Origin of the sequence: Chitinophaga hostae (assembly GCF_018224885.1) — a bacterium.
Taxonomy (GTDB): domain Bacteria; phylum Bacteroidota; class Bacteroidia; order Chitinophagales; family Chitinophagaceae; genus Chitinophaga; species Chitinophaga hostae.
The window spans coordinates 452,606-475,103 of record NZ_JAGTXB010000006.1; the positions used below are offsets into that span (position 1 = coordinate 452,606).

At 45.4% G+C, this 22,498-nt stretch carries 20 protein-coding genes and 1 tRNA gene; 8 read left to right on the forward strand and 13 right to left on the reverse strand.

Annotated features, from left to right (window positions below):
• Positions 1–100: 100 nt before the first annotated feature.
• The 5 genes from KE626_RS15625 to KE626_RS15645 form a co-directional block, all read right to left on the reverse strand.
• Positions 101–718, reverse strand: coding sequence for an ABC transporter ATP-binding protein (locus KE626_RS15625; RefSeq protein WP_211973841.1), 618 nt, complete (start codon positions 716–718; stop codon positions 101–103).
• On the reverse strand, positions 702–1,502 hold the full coding sequence (gene lpxA / locus KE626_RS15630) for an acyl-ACP--UDP-N-acetylglucosamine O-acyltransferase (RefSeq protein ID WP_133807316.1): 801 nt from the start codon (positions 1,500–1,502) through the stop codon (positions 702–704). Before lpxA ends, KE626_RS15625 begins: the two co-directional genes overlap by 17 nt.
• Before the next feature lie 5 nt (positions 1,503–1,507).
• A complete protein-coding gene (locus KE626_RS15635) occupies positions 1,508–2,923 on the reverse strand; it encodes a bifunctional UDP-3-O-[3-hydroxymyristoyl] N-acetylglucosamine deacetylase/3-hydroxyacyl-ACP dehydratase (protein ID WP_211973842.1) in 1,416 nt (471 codons plus the stop codon).
• A gap of 40 nt (positions 2,924–2,963) precedes the next feature.
• The gene (gene lpxD, locus KE626_RS15640; RefSeq protein WP_211973843.1) at positions 2,964–4,013 is read right to left on the reverse strand and encodes a UDP-3-O-(3-hydroxymyristoyl)glucosamine N-acyltransferase; all 1,050 of its coding nucleotides are present in this window, start codon (positions 4,011–4,013) and stop codon (positions 2,964–2,966) included.
• Between the two features lie 68 nt (positions 4,014–4,081).
• Positions 4,082–5,326: an HD domain-containing protein gene (locus tag KE626_RS15645; protein ID WP_211973844.1), complete on the reverse strand. Its 1,245-nt coding sequence runs from the start codon at positions 5,324–5,326 to the stop codon at positions 4,082–4,084.
• A gap of 344 nt (positions 5,327–5,670) precedes the next feature.
• Here KE626_RS15645 and porX point away from each other — a divergent pair, with 344 nt between their 5' ends.
• The 6 genes from porX to KE626_RS15675 all read left to right on the forward strand — a co-directional run bounded on the left by porX (position 5,671) and on the right by KE626_RS15675 (position 11,996).
• Positions 5,671–7,224, forward strand: coding sequence for a T9SS response regulator signal transducer PorX (porX, locus tag KE626_RS15650; RefSeq protein WP_211973845.1), 1,554 nt, complete (start codon positions 5,671–5,673; stop codon positions 7,222–7,224).
• Between the two features lie 118 nt (positions 7,225–7,342).
• Positions 7,343–7,660 carry a hypothetical protein gene (locus tag KE626_RS15655; protein WP_211973846.1) on the forward strand — a complete coding sequence of 106 codons (318 nt, stop codon included), beginning with the start codon at positions 7,343–7,345 and terminating at the stop codon, positions 7,658–7,660.
• Positions 7,661–7,684: 24 nt separating this feature from the next.
• On the forward strand, positions 7,685–8,446 hold the full coding sequence (locus KE626_RS15660) for an MBL fold metallo-hydrolase (protein ID WP_211973847.1): 762 nt from the start codon (positions 7,685–7,687) through the stop codon (positions 8,444–8,446).
• A gap of 69 nt (positions 8,447–8,515) precedes the next feature.
• The gene (locus KE626_RS15665) at positions 8,516–9,553 is read left to right on the forward strand and encodes a ComEA family DNA-binding protein (RefSeq protein WP_211973848.1); all 1,038 of its coding nucleotides are present in this window, start codon (positions 8,516–8,518) and stop codon (positions 9,551–9,553) included.
• A 12-nt stretch (positions 9,554–9,565) separates the two neighbouring features.
• A complete protein-coding gene (locus tag KE626_RS15670) occupies positions 9,566–10,705 on the forward strand; it encodes an acyl-CoA dehydrogenase family protein (protein WP_211973849.1) in 1,140 nt (379 codons plus the stop codon).
• Between the two features lie 415 nt (positions 10,706–11,120).
• On the forward strand, positions 11,121–11,996 hold the full coding sequence (locus KE626_RS15675) for a c-type cytochrome (protein WP_211973850.1): 876 nt from the start codon (positions 11,121–11,123) through the stop codon (positions 11,994–11,996).
• 117 nt (positions 11,997–12,113) lie between these two features.
• On the opposite strand, the gene KE626_RS15680 is transcribed toward KE626_RS15675, so the two are convergent.
• The 7 genes from KE626_RS15680 to KE626_RS15710 all read right to left on the reverse strand — a co-directional run bounded on the left by KE626_RS15680 (position 12,114) and on the right by KE626_RS15710 (position 18,073).
• Positions 12,114–12,401 (reverse strand): hypothetical protein, encoded by a 288-nt coding sequence (locus tag KE626_RS15680; RefSeq protein WP_211973851.1) that lies wholly within the window; start codon positions 12,399–12,401, stop codon positions 12,114–12,116.
• Between the two features lie 57 nt (positions 12,402–12,458).
• Positions 12,459–13,700 (reverse strand): ATP-dependent Clp protease ATP-binding subunit ClpX, encoded by a 1,242-nt coding sequence (clpX, locus tag KE626_RS15685; RefSeq protein ID WP_211973852.1) that lies wholly within the window; start codon positions 13,698–13,700, stop codon positions 12,459–12,461.
• A gap of 222 nt (positions 13,701–13,922) precedes the next feature.
• Positions 13,923–14,624 carry an ATP-dependent Clp endopeptidase proteolytic subunit ClpP gene (clpP, locus tag KE626_RS15690; protein ID WP_211973853.1) on the reverse strand — a complete coding sequence of 234 codons (702 nt, stop codon included), beginning with the start codon at positions 14,622–14,624 and terminating at the stop codon, positions 13,923–13,925.
• On the reverse strand, positions 14,614–15,993 hold the full coding sequence (gene tig, locus KE626_RS15695) for a trigger factor (RefSeq protein WP_211973854.1): 1,380 nt from the start codon (positions 15,991–15,993) through the stop codon (positions 14,614–14,616). The genes clpP and tig overlap by 11 nt, the downstream gene beginning before the upstream one ends.
• Positions 15,994–16,376: 383 nt before the next feature.
• Entirely contained in the window at positions 16,377–16,607 is a 231-nt protein-coding gene (locus KE626_RS15700) for a helix-turn-helix domain-containing protein (RefSeq protein WP_211973855.1), read from the reverse strand.
• Between the two features lie 9 nt (positions 16,608–16,616).
• Entirely contained in the window at positions 16,617–17,582 is a 966-nt protein-coding gene (locus KE626_RS15705) for a DUF2975 domain-containing protein (RefSeq protein ID WP_211973856.1), read from the reverse strand.
• Between the two features lie 409 nt (positions 17,583–17,991).
• Positions 17,992–18,073: transfer RNA gene (locus tag KE626_RS15710), tRNA-Leu, on the reverse strand.
• A gap of 223 nt (positions 18,074–18,296) precedes the next feature.
• Here KE626_RS15710 and KE626_RS15715 point away from each other — a divergent pair.
• Complete coding sequence (locus KE626_RS15715) at positions 18,297–19,520, forward strand: ROK family transcriptional regulator (protein ID WP_211973857.1); 1,224 nt, start codon at positions 18,297–18,299, stop codon at positions 19,518–19,520.
• Positions 19,521–19,594: 74 nt separating this feature from the next.
• Positions 19,595–20,017 (forward strand): VOC family protein, encoded by a 423-nt coding sequence (locus KE626_RS15720; protein ID WP_211973858.1) that lies wholly within the window; start codon positions 19,595–19,597, stop codon positions 20,015–20,017.
• A gap of 133 nt (positions 20,018–20,150) precedes the next feature.
• Here KE626_RS15720 and KE626_RS15725 read toward each other — a convergent pair whose 3' ends face one another.
• Entirely contained in the window at positions 20,151–22,439 is a 2,289-nt protein-coding gene (locus KE626_RS15725; RefSeq protein WP_211973859.1) for a tetratricopeptide repeat protein, read from the reverse strand.
• Positions 22,440–22,498 lie beyond the last annotated feature (59 nt).

The window sequence follows — 22,498 nt, forward strand, 5'->3', positions numbered from 1 at the left end:
AAGCAAAAAGCTACCAAACGAATAATTAATGCAGAATATTTATGTCCGCTTAGTTGATTCATTTTGGTAGCTTTTTGCTTTATGCCTTCAGCTTTCTGCTCTATTTATAGTCCTGGATATGGATATGTTCTTTGCACATAAAATATTCCTGCTCATCATTGGAGCTGACAATGATAAGGCGGTTGCGGCCATAGTCGTTGATGAGTTGCTGATACACGGCAACGCCGGCAGCATCGAGGTTCGTGCAGGGCTCATCCAGCAGGAGTACAGGCACATCTGATAAGACGGCCAATGCCAGCTTGATGCGTTGTTTCATACCGGAGGAGAAGTTACGTAGTTGCTTGTTGGCGGCTTTTTCCAATCCCACCATTTGCATGGCCATGGCAGGCGTAATACCCGGCAGCAGATTTTTGAACTGCTGATGGAATTGTATAATTTCAGTGAGGGTAAATTCTTCAATCAGTTCCAGGTAGGGAGCTGCGATGGCACAGTACCGGAAAAACGCATCGTGAGCGATGGGTTTTTCCGGTGTGCTATAGGTAACGGTGCCTTCATTGTGTTGAATGGCACCGCTGATAACCTGTAATAATGTTGATTTCCCCGATCCGTTGGGGCCCAGTATGGCATAACGTTGTCCTTCACTAAAGGTGAGGGTTACACGACGGAAAATCCAGTCGTAGTTAAAACGCTTACCTGTCTGGTTAAGAGATATCGTCATTGGTGCGGGAAGTATAGCCTCTCATAATACCACGACCTGATTCACGGATGAATGACAGGATCTCATCTCTCTCATCGGTGGCAGGAAACTCTGCTTCAATGATGTTAATAGCTTTTGATAATTTAAAGCCTTTTACAAATATCACCCGGTATATATCCAGGATAGAGTTGATTTTCTCCAGGGAAAAACCTCTTCTCTTCAATCCTACGGAATTTACGCCAACATAGGATAGTGGCTCGCGGGCAGCTTTTACGAAAGGAGGCACATCTTTACGCACCATGGAACCGCCGGTTACAAAGGCGTGATCACCTACTTTACAAAACTGCTGAATCGCTACCATTCCTGCCAGTACCACGTGATCACCAACGGTGATGTGTCCGGCCAGGGTGGTGTTATTCGAAAATACGCAGTAGTTACCTACTTCGCAGTCGTGTGCAATATGGCTGTAGGCCATGATCAGGCAGTTGCTGCCAATCACGGTTTTCCATTTGTCTTTTGTACCGCGGTTAATCGTTACATATTCACGGATAGTGGTATTGTCGCCTATTTCCACGGTAGTTTCTTCACCCGCATATTTTAAATCCTGGGGGATGGCAGAAATAACAGCGCCCGGAAAGATGCGGCAGTTTCTGCCGATGCGGGCTCCTTCCATAATAGTTACGTTGGAACCTATCCAGGTGCCATCACCGATTTCTACATTTTTATGTATTACGGTAAATGGATCAATTTTTACATTGGGCGCAACTTTGGCGTCCGGATGTATGTATGTTAGCGGGTGGATCATTGCTATTATTTGCCTTCTCGTGTTTTTATAATTTGTGCGATCATGTCGGCTTCGGTAGCTACCTTATTGCCGATAAATACTGTCCCCCGCATTTCTACAAGTCCTCTTCTGATTGGGCTCAGCAATTCCATTTTCAGGAGCATGGTATCACCCGGAACAACCTTAGACTTAAATTTACAGTTGTCTATTTTCAGGAAATAGGTGTCGTAATTTTCAGGATCAGGTACGCGGTTCAGCGCCAGGATACCACCTACCTGCGCCAGTGCTTCCAGCTGCAATACGCCCGGCATTACCGGGTTACCCGGAAAATGGCCCTGGAAGAAAGATTCGTTGAAAGTTACATTCTTGATACCAACTACCTTTTCTTCTCCCAGTTCAATGATCTTATCCACCAGCAGCATCGGATAACGATGCGGTAATGTTCTTTCGATACGCGGGGTATCAAATACCGGTGGCTGATTGGGATCATAAACCGGTACGTCTTTATTATGCTTGTTCTTTTTGATATACGCCTTGATCTTACGGGCAAACTCTACGTTCGACGCATGTCCGGGGCGGTTGGCGATGATATGTGCATTGATCGGGTAGCCGATCAGCGCCAGGTCACCCACTACGTCCAGCAGTTTGTGACGTGCCGGTTCGTTCGGGAAGCGTAATTCAATATTGTTCAGGATACCCTCTTTCTGTACTGAAATGGTTTCCCTGTTAAATACTTTGGCCAAACGGGACAGCTCTTCGTCGGTAACAGGCTTGTCTACCACCACGATAGCGTTGTTGATATCTCCGCCTTTGATGAGGTTGAGAGACAACTGGTATTCCAGTTCGTGTAAAAAGCAGAAGGTACGGCAGGGAGCGATTTCTGTTTTGAACTCTTCAATCCCTTTCATCTTAGCGTGCTGGGTGCCCAGTACAGGGGAGTTGAAGTCGATCAGGCAGGTAATACGATAGTCTACCGCCGGCATCGCCACCATTTCTACCTTTTTCTTTTCATCATAATAACTGATGTTGGTATCAATAGTATAATATACTTTTTTAGCGTCCTGGTTTTGCAGCCCGGTTTTTTCTATGGCGTCAATAAAAGCGTAGGCGCTGCCATCCATGATGGGAATTTCCCCGCCATCCAGCTCTACCAATACGTTATCCACACCTGTTCCCGCCAGCGCTGCCATGATATGTTCTACGGTACTCACCCTGGCGCCGTTATGCTCAAGCGTAGTGCTGCGGGTTGTTTCCACTACATAATCCACATCGGCTTTCACGATGGGTTGTCCCGGCAGATCGATACGTTGAAATTTAATTCCGTGGCCAGGCGTTGCCGGCTTGAGAGTCATATTCACATAGGCGCCTGTGTGCAAGCCAATACCCGATAAAGTAATTTCACCTTTCAGGGTATGTTGGTATTGCAACTGTTGATTTTCCATAATAAGCTAACTAATATATAACTATTTGACCAGTAATTAATTATACGCCTGCTCTTTCCTGCAGCAGTTGTTTTACCATTTCTTCCAGCTCTTTTACGCGCTTTTCAAGGTCCGGCAAATTTCTAAAAATTGCCTGACTTTTCAGCGAACTTTTATAATCGTACGCCGGAGAACCTGTAAGGGAGGTGTTGGGAATGGTAATGGACTTGGACAATCCGCTCTGGGCGTTGATTTTAGTGCTATCCGCAATGTGGATATGCCCTACCATGCCTACCTGGCCGCCTATTACACAGTTCTGGCCAATTTTGGTACTGCCCGAAACGCCTGTTTGCGCCGCAATCACCGTGTTGGTACCTATATCCACGTTGTGCGCTACCTGGATCAGGTTATCCAGCTTCACGCCTTTGCGGATCACGGTACTGCCCATGGTAGCCCTGTCTATTGTGGTGTTGGCGCCAATTTCCACATCATCGTGGATCACAACATTACCGATCTGTGGCACCTTTTTGTAAGAGCTGTCCGGCTGGGGGGCAAAACCGAAACCGTCGCCACCTATTACACAGCCGGCATGCAGCATTACGCGGCTGCCAACAATACAGTTGTCATATACTTTTACACCGGGATATAAGATGGAATCGTTGTTAACAATTACATTATCACCCAGGTATACGCCAGGATAAATTTTTACGTTATTACCCAGCACTACGTTTTCACCCAGGTACGCGAACGCACCTACAAACACGTTTTCACCCATTTTCACCGACTTGGGAATATAGGATGGCTGTTGAATACCCGATTTATTACCTGTCAGGTACCTGTATTGCTCCAGTAGCAACGCAAAGCTGCTATAGGCATCCTTTACCCTGATCAGGGTCGACTTGATCGGACGTTCTATCACCAGGCTCTCATTCACAATCAGAATGGAGGCATTGGTGGTATATATGAATTCTTCATACTTAGGATTGGCTATGAAACTGAGCATACCTTCGCCAGCTTCCTCAATCTTGGCGATGTTGCTCACCTTTACGTCCGGATTTCCCTCCAGCTTACCATCTAGCATGGTAGCTAATTGTAATGCGCTAAACTGCATAATTTAAAATTGTAATGTTTTCCAGGCTACACCGGATAGTATGAACTTATTCTTTAACATTTTATTCCTTATAAAACGTTGTTAGCCTGAATTTTTGGATGACAAATGTAGAATTTTTTTACCGGTATCGCCAGAGTATGGCTAATCAGTGCATTGTCGATGGAGGAAATGTCTTTTACAGTTCCGTCTTTAAATAGGATATTAATCTTCTCGTCATTAACATTATAAGCCCTCAGGCTGGCTGCACCGGAAAAAACAAAATATCCCAGGTCGGCACCTTCGATGCCCCATTTTTGTTTGACCTGTTCCTGCAATAATTGCTCCGCACTGCCGTCAAAAGCCTGATTACTTAATACTACTTTGAATAAGTTCCTGTTTATTAACCATTTACACAAAAGAGACAAAACTCTATCCTCATGTGTAGTCCAAACTTTTATAGCCCCAAGAATATCATAGTCGTCCAGTAAACAAAACAGCCGGAGGCAATCAGGCTCCCGCTCAAAATTGTCTTTCGTAACTGTATTGTACAGGAAATAAGAGAGTGCGGGTGAACAAAACAGCTGTTTTCCTTCCTGGGCCAATGCTTTTGCCCTGGTAAGAATCTTTACCAGCATGTTTTCCGCACTCAGCACCGTTTTATGCAGGTATACCTGCCAGTACATCAGCCGCCGGGCTATGATAAACTTCTCTATTGAATAAATACCCTTTTCTTCCACCATCAGCTCTCCATGATGAACCGTGAGCATTTTTATAATACGGTCGTACCCGATGGTGCCTTCGGCCACACCAGTGAAGAAGCTGTCCCTGTTCAGGTAATCCATCCTGTCTACGTCCAGTTGGCTCGACACCAGCTGGTGCAGGAATTTTTTATGATATCGTCCGTTAAAAATATCCAGTGTGAGTGACAGGGCGCCATTCATTTCCCTGTTTAGGTCTTCCATCAGCCACTGGGAAATCTCCTCGTGAGATACCCCCTCAATAATGCCGTTCTCCAGGGCATGGGAATATGGTCCATGTCCTATGTCATGCAGTAAAATGGCCAGTTTGGCCGCCACTTCCTCTTCCGGGGTTATAGCTGCCCCTTTGCTGCGGAGCTCCTGCAAAGCCATACACATCAGGTGGTAAGCACCCATGCTATGATGAAACCGCGTATGCATAGCACCGGGATACACCAGGTGCGCCAGCGCCATCTGGTGTATGCGGCGCAGCCGCTGGTAATATGGATGTGAAATGAGGTTAAGAATCAACGGGTGATCTATGGTAATAAAGCCATACACCGGATCATTAACAATTTTTCGCTTGCGTTCGGTCATTGCATTTAATTATACCTTTCAGACGGGGGATCCGCATCTGAATCCCTGGTGTCTGTATGCAAAACTACACCATGAATTAATTATATGTAATTTTTTTACTTATAATGACGCTCTCCGTCCACGAAACCCCTATTACAGTAAAAAACAATTGGTAGGTTACAGGTAATTAAATGTTATGGATGCGAAGGTAAATAACTTTATCAGCCCTCCCGCTTTTTACTGCCACGATTTTACCGTGATCGGCCCTTTTTAACATATAATTACCGGCAAATGATACTCGGGGAACGATATTTGCCAAAAAATAGGGGTAATTTTCTTTTTTAACCGGAACCTTAAATCTTTCTATGAGCCAGATAAATATACTATGGGTAGATGACGAAATAGAGTCGCTGAAATCGCAGATTATTTTTTTAGAAAGCAAAGGCTATAAAGTTTCTGCTCTCACAAACGGGTACGATGCACTCGAATTTCTCAGGGAACAGGTGGTGGATGTAGTATTACTGGACGAATCTATGCCCGGCATCACCGGCCTGGAAACCCTCGGTAAGATCAAAGAAATAGACCAGCAGATCCCTGTGGTGATGATCACTAAAAATGAGGCGGAAGACGTGATGGACGACGCTATCGGCTCCCAGATCACCGACTATCTTATAAAACCGGTGAATCCCAACCAGGTATTGTTATCTCTCAAAAAAATAATTGATAACAAAAGACTGGTGGCAGAAAAAACCACCGTTACCTACCAGCAGGAGTTCAGAAACCTGTTTATGGCCCTCAGTTCCAACCCTGATTATAACGAGTGGATGGACATCTACAAGAAACTGGTGTACTGGGAAATGGAAATGACCAAAGCCAACAGCCCTGAAATGCTGGAAGTGTTCAACGCACAAAAAACAGAAGCCAACAGCGAGTTCTCTAAGTTCATCAGCCGCAACTACGGCGACTGGCTGCATCCAAAGGCCCAGGATGCCCCCATAATGTCGCATACCTTGTTCCGGGATAAGGTGGTCCCCAACCTGGACCCCGATGTTCCGAATGTATTCCTGCTGATCGATAACCTCCGCTACGACCAGTGGAAGGCCATTCAGCCTATTTTCCAGGAGTCGTTCCGGTTGGTGGAAGAAGATTCCTTTTACAGTATTTTACCCACCAGCACCCAATACAGCCGTAATGCCATTTTTGCCGGCATGTTGCCGATCGATATCGAGCACCGTTTTCCCCAGGAATGGAAAAACGATGATGAGGAAGGGGGGAAAAATATGTACGAAGAACATTTCTTTGCCGCCCAGCTGAAGCAATTGAAAATGGATCCCAGGTTCTCCTACACCAAGGTAACCAACCACGCAGATGCACAAATTATGCTCAACAACATCCATAATATGCTGGACTACCCGCTGAGCATCATTGTATACAACTTTGTGGATATGCTCAGCCATGCCCGCACAGAAATGGAGGTGTTAAAAGAACTGGCCGGCGATGAAGCTTCCTACCGTTCCATTACCGCCAGCTGGTTTGAACATAGCCCACTCCACCAGGCATTGAAACGGATTGCCGATAAAAAAATTAATCTCATTATCGCTACAGACCACGGCAGTGTGCGTGTGAAAACGCCGGTAAAGGTGATTGGCGATAAACAAACCACCACCAACCTGCGCTATAAACATGGCCGCAACCTCAACTATGATCCCAAGGAAGTACTGGCCTTCAGGGATCCCCGCGATGCAGGCTTACCAAAGCCTAACGTAAATTCATCCTATATTTTTGCAAAAGGGGATGGCTATCTCTGCTATCCCAATAACTATAACTATTTTGTAAACTATTACCGTAACACCTTCCAGCATGGCGGTATTTCTCTCGAGGAAATGATTGTGCCCTTTGCAAGGATGGTAACCAAATAGCTTTTAGCTTTTAACCATTAGCTTTTAGCAAATGCGGAGGAGATCAACATTACATCTTGGCTGCATTTGCTAAAAGCTAATGGCTAAAAGCTAAAAGCTAAATCACTATTTTTGCTCCATGAATATTAAAATCACACCTAACAACCTGACCAAGCTGGAAAAGATCTTTGAGGAGGCCAAATACGTATTGCGCTTTGAAAAAGGCAGCTTCCTTTCCGGTTACTGCATCCTGGAACATAAGAAGGTGGTAGTGATCAATAAATTTCTCAACCTGGAAGGGCGTATCAATACCCTCATCGACATTTTAACCACCCTGCCCCTGGACGAAGAAATCCTGACCGCAGAATCGCATAAGCTGTATAAACAGATACAGGCCAGCAAGCCTATCGCTGAAGCGGGTACAGATGAAGAAGAAACCGGACAAACAGCAGAATAGGGTAAACAGACAAATGATTTTGGGATGAAAGTTACATTCTTAGGTACAGGTACATCGCAGGGAGTTCCGGTAATAGCATGTGGTTGCGAAGTTTGCACCTCCGCAGATGAAAGAGACAAACGTTTAAGAAGCAGTATTATGATCTCTGCACCGGCGGGGAATATTGTCATTGATACCACGCCGGACTTCCGATACCAGATGCTCCGCGAAAAGGTGGGTCACCTGGAAGCCGTACTCATCACTCATTCCCATAAAGATCATATTGCCGGCATGGACGATATCCGTGCCTTTAACTATTTTCAAAAAAGTGCTATTAATATATATGCCACCGAGTTTTCGCAGGGTGTGATAAAACGGGAGTTTGCCTATGCCTTCGCAGATTTCAAATACCCGGGTATCCCGGAAATAAACCTGAAAACCATCGCAGATGAGCCTTTTGATGTAAACGGACTAATGGTCACCCCAATACACGTCATGCATCATAAAATGCCTGTAATCGGTTTCCGCGTACATGATTTTACCTATATCACCGATGCTAATTACATTGCCCCGGAAGAAAAAGAAAAGATCCGCGGCTCAAAAATACTGGTGCTGAATGCACTGCGTAAAGAAAAACATATCTCGCATTTTAACCTCGAAGAAGCGATTGCACTTGGCAAAGAGCTGGAAGTACCACAGGTATACCTTACGCATATCAGCCACCAGCTTGGGCTGCACGAAGAAGTATCTAAAGAGCTGCCGGCAGGCACCGCCCTGGCCTATGATGGCCTGAGCCTGGAAATCTAACGCCATTTTATTTCTGTTAACATAAGAAGAACCGCCACTGCATACATTTGCAGTAAATGTTGTTAACCCATGTGGAAGTCTTTTATCCGCGAATACCTGCGTTTTTCACGAAAGGAGCGTACCGGTATATTCACGCTTGTGCTGCTGATCATTGCCACTGCTTATACGCCCGATGCATTATTTTATTTTCAACGGCGTATGCCCGTAGCCGATAGTAATGACCTGGGGGCTGCGGTGATGGCCTTTGAGGCAGGGATTCCCAAAACGGATGAAGCGCCCGCCGCAGGGAAATTGTTTTACTTTGATCCCAACTCCCTGTCTGCCGAAGGCTGGCAACAACTAGGCGTTAGTGAGCGCACCGCTGTTACCATCGGAAAATACCTGGCCCGGGGCGGGCATTTCAGGGTGGCTGCCGACCTCGAGAAGATCTACAGCCTGCCGCCGGCGCTGTGCACACGGCTAATGCCCTATGTGAGGATTTCAGGAAGTGGTAAAGCTGACCGGCATTTGCCGGCTTCAGGAAGATATCAGCTGGCAGTGCACCAAAAGGGCTACAGGCAGTATCCCCGCGATTCCTCCTACCGGGAGCGATGGCGGTACGATAGCCGGGGCCAGTACCAGGGCGGTTTTTCAGGTAATGATACCCGGAATGCGGAGGACAGTACTTATCATTCGTTTAACCGTTACCGTAAGAAGGCGCCACCGGTTATGATAGATATTAACGCGGCAGATACACTGGTGTGGGCTACTTTGCCGGGTATCGGACCAGGGTTTGCGAGGCGGATTGTTGCCTTCCGGGAACGGTTGGGAGGCTTCTATTCGGTGGTGCAGGTAGGTGAATGTTACGGTTTGGCGGACTCGGTATTTCAAAAAATTCAACCTTTTTTACAGATCGGTAATAGTTCTCTAATAAAACTAGACCTCAACCTCACAGATGAAAAATCTTTGGCGGCTCACCCATATATACGCTATAAACTGGCCCATCTTATAGTGCAGTATCGCAGTACCCATGCGGGTTTCAGGGAGGTTTCGGAGCTTCGCGGCCTGCCGTTGGTAGATGAGATTATTTATCGTAAAATTGAACATTACATTGACATCAAACATTAAATCCACGCGTTTATGAACTTTGAGCCTACGGAAATGCAACAACAGATTGCACAAATGATCCGGGATTTCGGAAAGACAAATATTCAGCCTTACGTGTTGGAATGGGATGAGGCGCAGGAATTTCCTGTACAGGTGTTTAAAAAACTGGGAGAGTTGGGATTGATGGGGGTATTGGTGCCCACAACATACGGCGGCAGCGGATTGGGATACCTGGAATATGTAACGGTGATCAGCGAAATTTCACGTATTTGCGGCGCCATCGGGTTGAGTGTGGCCGCGCATAATTCTTTGTGTACCGGTCATACCATGCAATTTGGTAATGAGGCGCAGAAACAGCGCTATCTGCCAAAGCTGGCCACAGCAGAGTGGATCGGCGCCTGGGGACTAACAGAACCTAATACCGGTTCCGATGCGATGAATATGAAATGTGTGGCAAAGAAAGATGGTAACGACTGGGTAATTAATGGTACCAAATGCTGGATCACACACGGTAAAAGCTGTGATGTGGCCGTGGTAATAGCTCGCACCGGCGATGTCCGCGACAGCCATGGCATGACCGCCTTTATTGTGGAAAAGGGAACACCGGGTTTCAGCGGTGGTAAAAAGGAAAATAAATTGGGGATGCGGGCATCAGAAACTGCAGAAATGATATTTGACAATTGCCGCATACCGGCGGAAAACATGCTGGGCGAGGAAGGAGATGGGTTTATCCAGTCTATGAAGGTGCTGGATGGAGGGCGTATTTCCATCGCCGCTTTATCTCTCGGTATCGCCAAAGGCGCTATGGATGCAGCATTGAAGTATTCGAAGGAAAGGCACCAGTTTGATCAGCCCATTTCAGCTTTCCAGGGTATTTCCTTTAAGCTGGCGGATATGGTCACTGAAATTGAGGCGGCGGAATTGTTAACCATGCAGGCCGCTGATATGAAGAACCGCAAAGTAAAAATGACCCAACAGGCTGCCATGGCCAAGTATTATGCTTCTGAGGTAGCGGTAAAGGTGGCCAATGATGCGGTGCAGATTTTTGGAGGCTATGGTTATACAAAGGATTTTCCGGTGGAAAAATTTTATCGAGATGCAAAATTATGCACGATCGGAGAGGGGACTTCAGAAATTCAAAAGATCGTAATTGCCCGTGAAGCACTAAGATAGAATAACGATTTTGCTATTGATTTTGATAAGATTGAAGTAGATGTATTTTTATAATTTAACAAAATGGCTTTTATAAGCCGTTCATCATTTTTTCAAAATAATTTAATATTACCCCTTTAGTGTTATTGAATATTGCAAAAGGAACGTTAAATTTGGGTTAATTCATCACTCTTTACCGTTTATCAACCTTAACACACAAAATCAAGAAAGATTTGAAACACTTTTACGCAATGAGAAGCACCCTGTAACACGGGTGCTTTTCTATACCGGGTCTGACTGTTTTATCCCGTATAAAGAAGCTTAGTAAAATGTGCAACCTGTAATCCACGTTATGATTCTTCCATAATTCAGTAGTTCTACTGACATCTGTAACATTTATCCCTATTACTTTTGCCTTGAAATTATCCTAATTGTTATGTTCTCCAGAATTTTGAAATGGGCCGGCATGGTAGTGCTGGGCGCAATAGTAATTGTATTAATTGCCTTTGGCATTTTCTCCTTTCTTTTTCGCCAACATGTGAACAAACAGTATGCAGTGCAGGTGAGGGAAATTCCGGTTCCGGAAGATTCCGCCAGCATTGCTGCGGGAAAGCATCTCTATGAAATCAGGGGATGTGGCGAATGTCACGGCACTGATCTGCGGGGAAAAGTTTTTGTGGATGACCCGGTGTTAGGGCTCCTTGCAGGTACCAATCTTACCTACGGAAAAGGTGGTTTACCAGACAGCTTCGATAACAAAGCCTGGTTAAGGGCGTTGCGGCATGGTTTAAATGCCGAAAATAAGACGTTATTGCTCATGCCTTCGGAAGAGTTCAGCCGGATGGATGATCACGATATTGCGGCTATAATAGCGTTTTGTAAAGCGCAACCCAAAATAGATGCCCCGCCTGTTCCCATAAAAATCCGGCCCGTGGGCAAGGTATTGTCTGTGTTGGGCAAAATCCCCTTATTTCCGGCGGAAATGATTGATCATAAACTGCAGCAACCGGCACAAGTAGTTAAGGGACCAACGGCGGATTATGGAAAGTATTTATCTGCTTCCTGTACGGGCTGTCACAAGCCTTCTTTAACGGGTGGAGATAATCCCGTGCCTGGTGGAGTACCGGTGGCGAATATTACCAGCGCCGGGCATGTAGGAAAATGGTCGAAAGATGAATTTATTATAGCGTTGCGTACGGGTAAAACCCCGGAGGGAAAGCAACTGCAGGTAACAGATATGCCGTGGACTATGACGGCCCGCTATACCGACGATGAACTGACTGCCTTATATCTTTATTTAAAAACCAAGTAGAAGAATTACAAATTTCAAATTACGAATTACGGCGTTGTAGGTAGATAATAGCGGATGATCTTCGCTGATATCTATTTACAACGCCGTAATTCGTAATTTGAGATTCGTAGTTCGTTCTTACTTTTTCTCTTTGTTGAAGAAGTCGGACACCTTATCCTTTGCTTCTTCTGCCCAATCCTCTGCCTTATCTTTCACATTCTCCAGGAAATCACCTGCCTGATCCATCAAACCTGCCTTTTTGCCTTCGGCTTTATCAGACATACCTGCAAACCAGTTATCAACTGTACCCGCAATAAACGGAGGTAATTTGCCTTTCACATATTCCTTGATCACATCAATGGACTGTGCTGCCTGTTCGGCGGTCAATCCGGCTTTTTCCTGTAATTGCTGAATGAGTTCCTGCATAAATAGTGTTTTTATGGTTAGAGATAGTGTTGCCATTTCCGGGATTACCGGAAATGGTTAGGCTACTTTCAATTTCACAAGGGTGGATTGTTCCAGTTTTGACTGGGCGTACTCCCTGGTAAGATTAAAGGTGGTTTCATTGGCAGACGGCAGCTCATACATGGCATCACTCAGCACCACTTCACAAATGGAGCGTAGTCCGCGGGCACCCAGCTTATATTCCATTGCTTTATCCACTATATAATCGATCGCTTCTTCCTCTACCTGCAGATCGATGTTTTCTACCTTGAACAGTTTCTTGTATTGTTTTACCAGCGCATTTTTAGGGGCTGTTAAGATCAGTTTCAGGGTATCTCTGTCCAGGGAGTTCAGATAGGTAACTACCGGTAAACGGCCCAGTAATTCAGGAATCAGACCAAAGGATTTCAGGTCCTGTGAGTTGATGTAACGCAGGATCTGTTTTCTGTTTTCTTCTTCTTTTTCCTTGTTAACCGTAAAGCCGATAGAATGGGTTTGGATTCTTCTGCTGATAATTTTTTCCACACCGTCAAATGCGCCACCGCAGATGAAGAGAATATTTTGTGTGTTCAGTTTGATCAGTTTCTGTTCAGGGTGTTTACGGCCGCCCTGCGGAGGTACCAGTACTTCAGTTCCTTCCAGCAGTTTCAGGAGGCCTTGTTGCACGCCTTCGCCGCTTACATCACGGGTGATGGAAGGATTATCGCTTTTGCGGGCAATTTTATCAATTTCATCGATGTATACAATACCGCGTTCAGCTGCTTCCACATCGTAGTTACATACCTGTAACAGGCGGCTGAGGATACTTTCCACGTCTTCACCCACATACCCTGCTTCTGTAAAAACGGTCGCATCTACGATAGCGAAGGGAACGTTTAATTGTTTGGCGATCGATTTGGCGAGGAGGGTTTTACCTGTACCGGTTTCGCCGACCATGATGATATTGGATTTTTCAATTTCCACTTCATCATCACCTATTTGTTGGTTCAGCCGTTTGTAGTGGTTGTACACTGCTACGGCCAGTATTTTCTTTGCATCGTCCTGTCCGATTACATACTCGTCCAGGAATTTCTTCATGTCAATAGGTTTAGACACTTTAGGGGCGAAGTGTGGTGTTACGGCGGCAGCTTTTTTGCCGGGAGTAAAGAGCTCCTGGTCAATTATTTCCTGCGCATTGGCTACACAGTTTTCACAAATGTGCCCTTCTGCGCCGGCAATCAATATCTGCACTTCTTCTTTAGAGCGGCTGCAAAAGGAGCAACGAATTTTTGATTCTTTCATTTCGGAATAGATTATTTTTCTACGAAACTATCATTGCCTGCAATAGTATTACAGGGGGTACAAATTTACACTAAATAGCCGAAAGCATAAGTCTTATTAGCGTCAAGCTTAAAGCATAAAGCTCAAAGCTATTGTAGCGAATGATTGTGGCGATATGTGTTAAAAATTCGCTATATCCTTCGCTACAATAGCTTTGAGCTTTATGCCTTGAGCTTTAAGCTTTTACTGTGGTGTATCCAGATTTTTCTTTGGATTTTTCTGGAGTACGTCATCGATGATGCCGTATTCTTTTGCTTCATCCGCAGTCATCCAGTAGTCACGGTCAGAGTCTTTTTCTACTTTCTTAACAGGCTGTCCGCAGTGACCGGCAATGATTTCGTTCAGTTCCTTTTTCAGTTTCACGAACTCACGTGCAGTGATTTCGATGTCTGAAGTCTGGCCTTCCGCACCGCCATGAGGCTGGTGAATCATTACGCGGGCATGCTTCAGTGCGGTGCGTTTTCCTTTAGCGCCTGCTACCAGTAATACAGCGCCGAAAGAGGCTGCCATACCTGTACAGATAGTAGCGATTTCAGGAGAAACCACCTGCATGGTATCATAAATACCCAAACCGGCATACACACTACCACCGGGGCTGTTGATGTACATCTGGATATCGCGGGTACGGTCAGAAGATTCCAGGAACAGCAGCTGCGCGGTAATAACGTTTGCCACGTAGTCGTTTACAGGATCTCCGAGGAAAATAATACGATCAGCCATCAACCTGGAGAAAACGTCCATCTGTTGCATATTCAACTGACGCTCTTCAAGAATGTAAGGAGTCAGGCTGTTTAACTGGTGGCTTTTAGCGTAACTATCTACTACCAGGCTACTGATTCCCCGATGCTGGATGGCATATTTTCTAAATTCATTATTAATGTTCATGATGGTGATGTTTATGAGGTAAATTAACAAAATCTTCTGCTTTGATTTCCTCTTCTTTCACGTTCACCTTCGCTTCAGCCCAGTCAAATAACTTGGCAGTGATCATTTCACGGTAAGTCTGGTCTACAAATTTCTCATCCTGTAACAGGCGATCCAGGTAGCTGTCTAACCATTCTGCTCCATCAGCAGCGGCGCCGCCATAGTAGCCTAATACTTTTTGTTTGGCATTTTCTTTCAGGTCTTCGAAAGAAACTTCCAGTTTATTTTCTTTAACCAGTTTATCGCTGATCAGTGTCCAACGTAATTGGTGGTCGAAACTCGGGAATTCTTTTTCGGCTTCTTCCGCAGTTTTTGGTTTTTCACCGCCAACCTGCAGCCAGCGCTTGAGGAAATCCTTTGGTAAATCTATCGGCGTTTCGTGTACCAGTACCTCAAACAGGTCATTATGAAGGTGGTTACGGCTTTCAGAATCCCAGTATTTTCCGATTTCTTCCTTCAGTTTAGCACGGAAAGCTTCTTCTGTAGTGATCTCTTCTCCCGGATAAACTTCTTTGAAGAACTCTTCGTTCAGTTCTCTTTTCTCGATCAAACCAACTTTGGTAATGGTCAGTTTGAAATATTTGTTTGCTGCTTCTTTATCAGTTGCTTCAAAGCCCAGATCTTTGAGGATCCAGCCCAAGCGCTGCTCGTCAAAAGAAGTAGCGAGTTGAAATACAATGCTGTCTTCGTTTTTCTTACCCTGCAGTTCAGCCTGGATAGCCGGTGCGAAGTATTTTACCAGCAGGGCGTTCTCTTTTACGATACCACCTTCTACTACGTTGCCTTTTGCATCAGATTCTTCGAATTTAACGTTAATCACGTTATCTTCTGAAGTAATTGTTTCCGGCTCGGTAGTTTTACCACCTTTCAGCTGTAAACGCTGCACTTCGTCGTTTACCATTTCGTCGGTAACCGCTACTTTATATTTAGTAAGGGTGGTTTTGTTGCTTTCCAGTGGAGTAACAGCAAATGAAGGCTTCAGGCCTACTTCAAATTCGAATGCGTATTCTGTCGGGTTACTGAAATCCAGGTTCTTCGCCTCTTTGTCCAGTGACAGCGGCTGGCCGAAGATTTCCAGCTTCTCTGTCTGTACAAAACCCATTAATTCCCTTTCTACAGTTTTCAGGATTTCATCACCAAAGATAGCCTGACCGTGCATTTTCTTAACCATACCTGCTGGGACCATTCCTTTACGGAAGCCGGGTATGTTGGCATTTTTGCTGAATTGCTTTACTGCTTTGTCAAAATTAGGAAGATAGTCTTCCGTGCTCACTTTCACAGTGATCTTATCGTTCAATAAACCAATGTTTTCTCTCGTAACGGTTGCCATAATTGAATTGTATAAAGTGTTCTTTAAGAAGCAATAATGATTCCTTGTTTGTTTTTCTGCCATGAAGTCACAACGGCAAGAAGGAATGGCAGGAGGCCAATTCAGGATAAAATCAGGTGAAACTGTGTCTGAACATGACAAAGGGTGACAATGAAAGTGAGGGAGAGCATAGCATTATCACGTTGCCATATTGACGCATTGCCACAGAATATTATACGTTTGAAGAGAATCCTTTCAATTCCTGCCCCTTATCCGTCCCACCTGAAACTCAGATTTAAGGTCGGAAAAGGACGGCAAAAGTAAGTTTTTTTGAGATTTATAGATAGTTTTTTTATGGCCAGCCCCGTTCGGGGGTAAAGGGTTGGTTAACAGTTATATACATACTATCCCATCAGCTTTTGGTATTCTTCCGGGTTTAAGTATTCCAGTATGTCTCCAGGCTGGCATTCCAGCACCCTGCAAATCTCATCCAGCGTGGAAAAGCGAATCGCCTTCGCTTTTCCGCTCTTTAAAATACTGAGATTGGAAAGGGTAATATCTATGCTGCTACTTAATTCGGTGAGCGACATCTTCCGTTTTCCCAGCATCACGTCCAGATTGACAACAATAGGCATACAAGTGTTTTAAACGGTGAGATCCTGTTCGTGCTGCAGCAACAGCCCTTTATTAAACGCTTTGGCAATAGCGAGGAATACCAGTCCGGCCATTAACAGGTACTTGTAATCAAAGAAGGTGCTAATCGTTGCCAACTGAACATCAGCGGTGATATACTCATGAAATGCCAGTTTGAGCAGCCACTGAAACAGTATTATCAGAACGGGCAAGCCCAGCATGCAGCCAGCCACCAGGTACAATTGCCGTACATGTTTTGGTGTGAAAATTTCACCCCTGGAAATATGTAAGAGTATTCTGGCCGGGATCGCAAAATAAACGTAAAGCAAACCTATCAAGATGATGATAGATATAACAATGATTGGCCAGTATATAAGGTCATAGGTTTTTTTACTGACCGGTATCAGGACATTCCCTTTTATTGCGTAAAACGAGAAACCTTCGTCGCTAAATGAAAATCTGAATGGTAATTCCTTCTGTTCATAATGTCCTTCGTTGGGCTTGTCCCAAACTACATATTTTAACCAATACCTGCCTTTATCTACATAGTATTTATTGAATCTTCCCTCCATTTTGTACCCGGGCAGCATCAGGTAATATTTAGCGGGGCCCTCGAAGGAAAAGGTGGTACAGGTATCACACTCCCTGATAGCGCTAAAACCGAGAAGTGCAAAGTTGGCGGAATTGCCAAAAGTGCCGCGGTTAATCGTTTCCCGGTTATGCTTCCACTGCTCCTGCTTCGTTTGCAGCATACGGAATTCTCCATAAGTCATAGTACTGGTGTCATCCGGCACAGGAAGCTGCATGGGGTCGGCAATAGTATCGCTTGTCAGTTGGGAATTAATGGCGTTGGCCGTAACCGTTTTAACCTTACGGCTGAAAGGGGCAAATATGGACAACAGCAGGAAACCAATGACCAGCAGGAATAAAATGAGTACACCGGTGTTGATAAGATCTGGGCGGAATTTTTTCTTCATAACAAACACGATTTATAGGTATTTGCCGCAAAATAATAAATATTTATTGATAAACAATAAATATATGCTGAAAAACGGCAAGTCGATAAGTTGGAATATTACTTTAACAAGCAATTTAATGTGAGGCTGTTTATGCCGGCGCCTGCAACAGGACGGATACACGGCCGGTTGCAGGGACATGAATAATTCAGTAATCGTATATACGTTATCGTGGTGGCGTGGTTTATCTCCCTTAATATGCAACCAGCCGGGAAACGCCTGCGCACAGGGAAATCATGTTCAAATAAAAAGAAAAAAGAAGATTGCGTGAATATCAGGCCTGGGGATCAAAACGGCTGTTTGGTAAAGCGGCCATTGGCCATATAAGGTAAAATGTGTTGACTTTTAACGGGCAGTTAAAGTCAGAAAGTGCGGATGAAGGGACTCGAACCCCCATGCCTCGCGGCACCAGATCCTAAGTCTGGCATGTCTACCAATTTCATCACATCCGCAAAAATAAAAAAGAACTTGTTTTTCCTGTATCCCGCGATCCCCGAAGGCCCGCGAAAATACGTTATTTTCCTCCTTAAAAAGGATTGCAAAGGTATTGTTTTTTGCGAATTAACAAAATCATTTATAAGACAACTTTACCGGCCTTTCTGCCTTGATTTTAAAAAAAATTAGAATTAGCTGCTTAAATTGGAGAGCAATTACTGTAAAAGTTGATCTGATGCTATGGCTAAAACCTTTTTTGAAGAGCTAAACAGTGCGGGAGCCACTGGTGTAGCCTATAAGAATATCAACCTGAAAAAGGCTGCCCTGGCCTATTTTGCCAACTCCGGCAATGCCACTATTGCCGACCTGTGCAAAGAATTAAACCTGAGCACACCCAAGGTAACCACCCTGGTGAACGATCTGATCACCGACGGGCTGGTAAAGGACTATGGGAAAATAGAATCGACCGGCGGCCGTAAGCCCAACCTGTATGGTCTTGTGCCGGATTCGGCCTTCTTCATTGGGGTGGATGTGAAACAGGATCATCTTAACCTGGGCCTGTCCGACCTGCATAAAAACCTGGTCACCACGGTGGAAGCGCTGCCCTATGAACTGGATAACACGGAAGCTTCCCTGGAGCAGTTGTGCCGGCTCATTAATAATTTCATCGATGGGTTAACCGTACCTAAAGAGAAGATCCTCGGTATCGGGATCAATATTGCCGGGCGTATCAACTACGCTACCGGGTACAACTACAGCCTTTTTTATTTTGATGATAAACCGCTGAGCGAAGTCATTGCCGCTAAAGTAGGCATCCGGGTTTTCCTGGAAAATGACTCCCGTGCAATGGCTTATGGAGAATTTTGTTCTGACCTGGTAAACAGCGAACGCAATGTGCTGTTCCTCAACCTGGATTATGGAATAGGAATGGGGGTGCTGATCAACGGAGCGCTTTACTATGGTAAATCCGGCTACAGTGGTGAGGTGGGACATATTCCCATGTTCGACAATGAAATTATTTGTCATTGCGGGAAGAAGGGATGTCTTGAAACGGAAGCCTCCGGCTGGGCGCTGGTTAACATGTTCCGGCAAAAGCTGGCGGCAGGATCTTCATCCATGCTCACCCGTACTTATCAGTCGCCGGAAGACATTCACCTCCACGATATCATCGAGGCCGCCAATAACGACGATATGCTGGCCATAGAACTGATCGCCAAAGTAGGGGAGAACCTGGGTCGTGGCGTGGCCTTGCTGATGAATATCTTCAACCCGGAGCTGGTCATCCTGGGCGGCGCCCTGGCTGCCACAAAGGATCATATACGTCTTCCTATTAAAAGTGCGATGAAGAAATATTCACTCAGCCTCGTGAGCAATGATTCCAAACTAAAAATGTCGAGCCTGGGAGAGCGCGCGGGCATTATAGGCGCCTGCCTGCTGGTAAGAAATAAAGTATTGATAAGTTAATTTGAAGTAGGTATAGTTTTAGTTAACTTTATTATTCACCTGGAATTCCATTTTCTTACCCTAAAACATTTGTCATGGCTACAAGCTTAACTACTTATCTCCTTTTCCACAACAACTGCCGGGAGGCAATGAATTACTACCACGAAATATTGGGCGGTGATCTGAAGATCATGACCCTGGGCGATTCTCCCATGAAAGAGCAAATGCCGCCGGAATCAGCTAACCTGGTGATGCATGCCTTTCTGCAAACACCTGGTTTTGCGCTGATGGCTTCTGATGGTATGATGGGTCCTGCCCCGGCCAACGGCGACGCCGTAGAAATGGCACTGGGAGTGGATTCTGTAGAAGAAGCAGAAAGATTATTCAGTAAGTTGTCTGACGGCGGAAATATAAAAATGCCGTTGCAGGAAACATTCTGGGCGCATCGCTACGGACAGCTCACAGATAAGTTCGGCATGCACTGGATGGTGAGCTACAATAAACCGATGCCGATGTAGCTTTTAGCTATTAGCTGTTAGCTTTTAGTGAATGCAGCGAAGCAGTTTTTAGCTTTTAGCAAGCGAAGAAGTAATAAAAGTTTGGTCTTCGCTTGCTAAAAGCTAATGGCTAAAAGCTGGTTCGCTGCTTTCGCTACTTCTTCTTTCTAAAGAAAGAAAATATTCCTCCTCCTCTCAGCTCGTTTTTTTTCTCTGCCGCCGGTTGAAAACCGGGATCATTCGCTACGATCTGGTCTATCAGTTTTCTGCAGGAGCTAAGGTCGCCTTTGGCCTCGTAAGCCAATGCCATAGTGTATCTGACAGCAGATGCTTCTGTATCCCATGCCCAGTTGTTGGACGCGTAAATATTAAGGCATTGGGCGCCATAGTCCAGGCACTTTTCATACGCTTTTTCTCCCAGCCATGCTTCGGCCATAAATGCGTATACCCCAAACCGGTAGTTGGGTGAATTATCAGCGGCATCGCCGGCTCCCATGATATCCAGTGTATGCTGCATATCGGAGATGGCTGCCTTATACCTGCCAAGTTTCAGTGCCGCCTTTCCCCTGAAATAATAAATCTTCATCTGGGAAATCACCGGCAGCTGCGATACACCGCCAATAGAAATCCGGTTATTGATAGCGCCGATGCAGTGTTCGTATTGCGCGTTATCAAAGTACAGGTACATCAGGTTAAAATAAGCATCGCTGTCGTCCGGCTTTTCGGTGAGGTGGCTTTCCAATGCCAGTATACGCTCGGAAAGATCATCCTCGCTGTTGGTTCTGATAAATGCCCGGCCGGTTTTAATACGGTCTATATTGTAGGTGATGGTGTTACGGTCGTATTCATCCAGTTCCTCCATATCCCTGGCAATCCAGCTATTGTATTCCGAGAGGATTTTTTCATAAAGGTCCAGTGCTTCGGTATGGCGCTCCAGTGTACATAAATCATCTATCATGCGCTCATGAATAGAAACATAGTACGTTAACGGCAGCGTACTATGGAAGCTGGCCAGTATGGTGCGGCGGTCCTCTATGGCTTCCGCCAGTTTATCCATGCTGTGATAGGCGTCTGCCCTGGATTCCAGCTGCTCCCAGAATGGCGACATGTTATACCCGATGGTGTGCACATGTACCGCCTCTGTGAAAATGCCCCCTTCGTAAAGTGCAATGCCATAGTTGTTGCAACACATAGCGAAATGGTGGGGATGCCCGGAGTAGGAACTGCCGGTATTCTCATACCAGTAAGCATGATAAATATCGAAGGCCTGCTTGTACAAAAAGCGCTTTAACGGGATCGCAAATTGTTTGGCGTTGTCTTCTTTTTCCAGTTGTATAATTTCACTGAAAATGACACCTGCTGCGTACCAGTCGTATGGGATGTTATGGGTGATATCCGGCCATTTTTCGGGGAACTGACCGGTTACTTTATAGCTGGTATAATACCATCTTACGATGCTGAATGGATATGGCTTTATCGCGAGCGATTTTTCGTACCAGGGAAGGGCTTCCTGGTAACTGCCAATATTAAAAAATGCGGTAGCGGTGTAGTGGTAAAAATAAGCTTCTTCAGGATACTGGGCTATAAAGCGTTTCCCGGTAGAAATCTGTTCCAGTGTGCCTTCATCATCATCATCGCCATAAAACTGCTGCCAGAATTCAGTCGTGCCTTTGCAAAACTCCCTGGCCAGCGTGGCATGACGCACGCCATCGGTCAGTAACTGCTGTATATGTCTGAGCAGGCGCAGCATTTCGTCCCGGGTATTTTCTCCTGCGCTGATCATGATCTGCAGCATACTGGCGGCAAAATCGTAGTCGGCCATGTCCAGTGCAAACCAGGTGGTCGATAATAACCGGTTGTTATACACGGTACAGTCAAAGGCCAGTTTATAATATTCGAGTGCAGCGGGTCTGTTTTCGGTATGGTAGTATACGTCTCCTATGCGGGTATAACATTGGAACCGGGCTACATTGAGCTGGGGCAGATCGTCGGCATACAGGGATTCATATACCTGCAGGTTCCGGTGCATATCGGCCAGCGCTTTTTCTGTTTCATTTTTCAGCACCCATACCTGGAACCGGTAAAGTAATGCTTTGGTAGTCAGCTCCTCATCGCCGCCGGCAATCAGGATATCGCAGTCGCTGATGGTTTCGTCTCCTTTATCGGTCATTACATTGGCGCCCATATAGGCGCGATGTACCCTCGCCTGGGTATGGGAAGGGTCAAGTATCAACACCTGGCTGAAAGCCTCGTATGCGGCCTCGTACATTGCCGTAATCAGGTCCCTGTTATCCGTTGCCTTGGCATTTTCCAGCTGGGATAGCCCCAGCAGTTGCCAGCCCCGGGTATCTCCGGGGTTGTCCTGCAAGTATATTTCCAGTTTTGTTATTGCTTCGGTATATGCCTGTTCGTTGTACAGCCTTTCCAGTTCGTCTAAATGCATATGCTGTTAATTAGGACGTGTAATTTATTAATATTGGCGCAGGATGATAAATAAATTCT

Excerpts from the sequence above, each read along its gene's own strand:
- KE626_RS15725 (WP_211973859.1), bottom strand. The coding sequence starts at position 22,439 with ATGCATTTAGACGAACTGGAAAGGCTGTACAACGAACAGGCATATACC.
- KE626_RS15655 (WP_211973846.1), top strand. The coding sequence starts at position 7,343 with ATGAATATTAAAATCACACCTAACAACCTGACCAAGCTGGAAAAGATC.
- tig (WP_211973854.1), bottom strand. The coding sequence starts at position 15,993 with ATGGCAACCGTTACGAGAGAAAACATTGGTTTATTGAACGATAAGATC.
- KE626_RS15665 (WP_211973848.1), top strand. The coding sequence starts at position 8,516 with ATGTGGAAGTCTTTTATCCGCGAATACCTGCGTTTTTCACGAAAGGAG.
- KE626_RS15670 (WP_211973849.1), top strand. The coding sequence starts at position 9,566 with ATGAACTTTGAGCCTACGGAAATGCAACAACAGATTGCACAAATGATC.
- KE626_RS15680 (WP_211973851.1), bottom strand. The coding sequence starts at position 12,401 with ATGCAGGAACTCATTCAGCAATTACAGGAAAAAGCCGGATTGACCGCC.
- lpxA (WP_133807316.1), bottom strand. The coding sequence starts at position 1,502 with ATGATCCACCCGCTAACATACATACATCCGGACGCCAAAGTTGCGCCC.
- KE626_RS15675 (WP_211973850.1), top strand. The coding sequence starts at position 11,121 with ATGTTCTCCAGAATTTTGAAATGGGCCGGCATGGTAGTGCTGGGCGCA.
- clpP (WP_211973853.1), bottom strand. The coding sequence starts at position 14,624 with ATGAACATTAATAATGAATTTAGAAAATATGCCATCCAGCATCGGGGA.
- KE626_RS15635 (WP_211973842.1), bottom strand. The coding sequence starts at position 2,923 with ATGGAAAATCAACAGTTGCAATACCAACATACCCTGAAAGGTGAAATT.
- lpxD (WP_211973843.1), bottom strand. The coding sequence starts at position 4,013 with ATGCAGTTTAGCGCATTACAATTAGCTACCATGCTAGATGGTAAGCTG.
- clpX (WP_211973852.1), bottom strand. The coding sequence starts at position 13,700 with ATGAAAGAATCAAAAATTCGTTGCTCCTTTTGCAGCCGCTCTAAAGAA.
- KE626_RS15715 (WP_211973857.1), top strand. The coding sequence starts at position 18,297 with ATGGCTAAAACCTTTTTTGAAGAGCTAAACAGTGCGGGAGCCACTGGT.
- KE626_RS15645 (WP_211973844.1), bottom strand. The coding sequence starts at position 5,326 with ATGACCGAACGCAAGCGAAAAATTGTTAATGATCCGGTGTATGGCTTT.
- KE626_RS15700 (WP_211973855.1), bottom strand. The coding sequence starts at position 16,607 with ATGCCTATTGTTGTCAATCTGGACGTGATGCTGGGAAAACGGAAGATG.
- KE626_RS15705 (WP_211973856.1), bottom strand. The coding sequence starts at position 17,582 with ATGAAGAAAAAATTCCGCCCAGATCTTATCAACACCGGTGTACTCATT.
- porX (WP_211973845.1), top strand. The coding sequence starts at position 5,671 with ATGAGCCAGATAAATATACTATGGGTAGATGACGAAATAGAGTCGCTG.
- KE626_RS15625 (WP_211973841.1), bottom strand. The coding sequence starts at position 718 with ATGACGATATCTCTTAACCAGACAGGTAAGCGTTTTAACTACGACTGG.
- KE626_RS15720 (WP_211973858.1), top strand. The coding sequence starts at position 19,595 with ATGGCTACAAGCTTAACTACTTATCTCCTTTTCCACAACAACTGCCGG.
- KE626_RS15660 (WP_211973847.1), top strand. The coding sequence starts at position 7,685 with ATGAAAGTTACATTCTTAGGTACAGGTACATCGCAGGGAGTTCCGGTA.